This is a genomic window from Lacticaseibacillus manihotivorans DSM 13343 = JCM 12514 (assembly GCF_001435035.1).
In the GTDB taxonomy this organism is placed as follows: Bacteria; Bacillota; Bacilli; order Lactobacillales; family Lactobacillaceae; genus Lacticaseibacillus; species Lacticaseibacillus manihotivorans.
In genome coordinates, this window is record NZ_AZEU01000085.1 from 1 (window position 1) to 3,049 (window position 3,049).

Below are 3,049 nucleotides of genomic sequence, written 5' to 3' on the forward strand. Positions count from 1 at the left end.
AATGTTTGTTCTTTGAAAACTGGATATCATTGTAATATAGAAATGCCGAGAACACAGCGTATTTGTATAGAGTTTCTAAAGAAATTCGAATCGCTAACCGATCTATTTATAGATCAAGGTTAAGTTACAAAGGGCGCACGGTGGATGCCTTGGCACTAGGAGCCGATGAAGGACGTGACTAACAACGATATGCTTCGGGGAGCTGTACGTAAGCTTTGATCCGGAGATTTCCGAATGGGGGAACCCAGTCATCATCAGATGATTACTTTTGTGTGAATACATAGCACATTAGAGGCAGACGCAGGGAACTGAAACATCTAAGTACCTGCAGGAAGAGAAAGCAATTGCGATTCCCATAGTAGCGGCGAGCGAAGTGGGAACAGCCCAAACCAACCGGCTTGCCGGTTGGGGTTGTAGGACAGAACATTGGAGTTACCAAGTTAACGGGTAGACGAAGTCAACTGGAAAGTTGCGCCACAGAAGGTGAAAGCCCTGTAGTCGAAATCTGTTAGCCTCCGTTCTGGATCCTGAGTACGGCGGAGCACGTGAAATTCCGTCGGAATCCGGGTGGACCATCACCCAAGGCTAAATACTCCCTAGTGACCGATAGTGAACCAGTACCGTGAGGGAAAGGTGAAAAGCACCCCGGGAGGGGAGTGAAATAGTTCCTGAAACCGTGTGCCTACAATAAGTCGAAGCCCGTTAATGGGTGACGGCGTGCCTTTTGTAGAATGAACCGGCGAGTTACGCTAACATGCGAGGTTAAGGTGAAAAGCCGGAGCCGTAGCGAAAGCGAGTCTGAATAGGGCGAGTGAGTATGTTGGTGTAGACCCGAAACCAAGTGACCTACCCATGACCAGGTTGAAGGTGTGGTAAAACACACTGGAGGACCGAACCCGTGTATGTTGAAAAATGCTGGGATGAGTTGTGGGTAGCGGTGAAATTCCAAACGAACTTGGAGATAGCTGGTTCTCTCCGAAATAGCTTTAGGGCTAGCCTCAGAGGATGGATATTGGAGGTAGAGCACTGTTTGAACTAGGGGCCCGTCAAGGGTTACTGAATTCAGATAAACTCCGAATACCAATTATCTTACTCTGGGAGTCAGACAGTGAGCGATAAGGTCCATTGTCGAAAGGGGAACAGCCCAGATCACCAGTTAAGGTCCCTAAATTTATGCTAAGTGGAAAAGGATGTGGCGTTGCACAGACAACTAGGATGTTGGCTCAGAAGCAGCCACCATTTAAAGAGTGCGTAATAGCTCACTAGTCGAGTGACCCTGCGCCGAAAATATACCGGGGCTAAGCATAATACCGAAACTGTGGATGCATCCGTAAGGATGTGTGGTAGGAGAGCGTTCTAAGCGCGTTGAAGGTAGATCGTGAGGACTACTGGAGTACTTAGAAGTGAGAATGCCGGCATGAGTAGCGAAAGACAGGTGAGAATCCTGTCCACCGTATGACTAAGGTTTCCTGGGGAAGGCTCGTCCTCCCAGGGTTAGTCGGGATCTAAGGCGAGGCCGAGAGGCGTAGTCGATGACAAACAGGTTGAAATTCCTGTACTAGTTTATTTTGTTTGAACGATGGCGGGACGCAGAAGGCTAAGGAAAGCATCCGGTTGGAAATGGATGTCCAAGCAACAAGTCTTGACGTGAGTGAAATGCTTGCGACTTTAAGGACAAGTTGTGATGGGGAGCGAAATTTAAGTAGCGAAGTTCCTGATGTCACGCTGCCAAGAAAAGCGTCTAGTGAGAAATAAACTACCCGTACCGCAAACCGACACAGGTAGTCGAGGCGAGTAGCCTCAGGTGAGCGAGCGAACTCTCGTTAAGGAACTCGGCAAAATGACCCCGTAACTTCGGAAGAAGGGGTGCTGACCGCAAGGTCAGCCGCAGTGAATAGGCCCAAACAACTGTTTATCAAAAACACAGGTCTCTGCTAAATCGTAAGATGACGTATAGGGGCTGACGCCTGCCCGGTGCTGGAAGGTTAAGAGGATGAGTTAGCGTAAGCGAAGCCCAGAATTGAAGCCCCAGTAAACGGCGGCCGTAACTATAACGGTCCTAAGGTAGCGAAATTCCTTGTCGGGTAAGTTCCGACCCGCACGAAAGGCGTAATGATTTGGGCACTGTCTCAACGAGAGACTCGGTGAAATTTTAATACCCGTGAAGATGCGGGTTACCCGCGACAGGACGGAAAGACCCCATGGAGCTTTACTGTAGCTTGATATTGAGTGTTTGTACCGCTTGTACAGGATAGGTAGGAGCCGTAGAAGCCGGAACGCTAGTTTCGGTGGAGGCATTGGTGGGATACTACCCTTGCTGTATGAACACTCTAACCCGCGCCACTAAGCGTGGCGGGAGACAGTGTCAGGTGGGCAGTTTGACTGGGGCGGTCGCCTCCTAAAATGTAACGGAGGCGCCCAAAGGTTCCCTCAGAATGGTTGGAAATCATTCGCAGAGTGTAAAGGTATAAGGGAGCTTGACTGCGAGACTGACAAGTCGAGCAGGGACGAAAGTCGGGCTTAGTGATCCGGTGGTTCCGTATGGAAGGGCCATCGCTCAACGGATAAAAGCTACCCTGGGGATAACAGGCTTATCTCCCCCAAGAGTCCACATCGACGGGGAGGTTTGGCACCTCGATGTCGGCTCATCGCATCCTGGGGCTGTAGTCGGTCCCAAGGGTTGGGCTGTTCGCCCATTAAAGCGGTACGCGAGCTGGGTTCAGAACGTCGTGAGACAGTTCGGTCCCTATCCGTCGCGGGCGCAGGAAATTTGAGAGGAGCTGTCCTTAGTACGAGAGGACCGGGATGGACGTTCCGCTGGTGTACCAGTTGTGCCGCCAGGCGCATCGCTGGGTAGCTATGAACGGAAGGGATAAACGCTGAAAGCATCTAAGTGTGAAGCCCCCCTCGAGATGAGATTTCCCATTCCTTTATGGAAGTAAGACCCCTGAGAGATGATCAGGTAGATAGGCTGGAAGTGGAAGAGCAGCGATGTTTGGAGCGGACCAGTACTAATCGGTCGAGGACTTAACCAAAAATCCTTGAGACA

1 rRNA gene is annotated in these 3,049 nt (G+C 50.5%); it reads left to right on the top strand.

Features of this window, described 5'->3' with window-relative positions:
• Positions 1 to 117: 117 nt before the first annotated feature.
• Positions 118 to 3,035, top strand: a 23S ribosomal RNA gene (locus FD01_RS04415).
• Positions 3,036 to 3,049 lie beyond the last annotated feature (14 nt).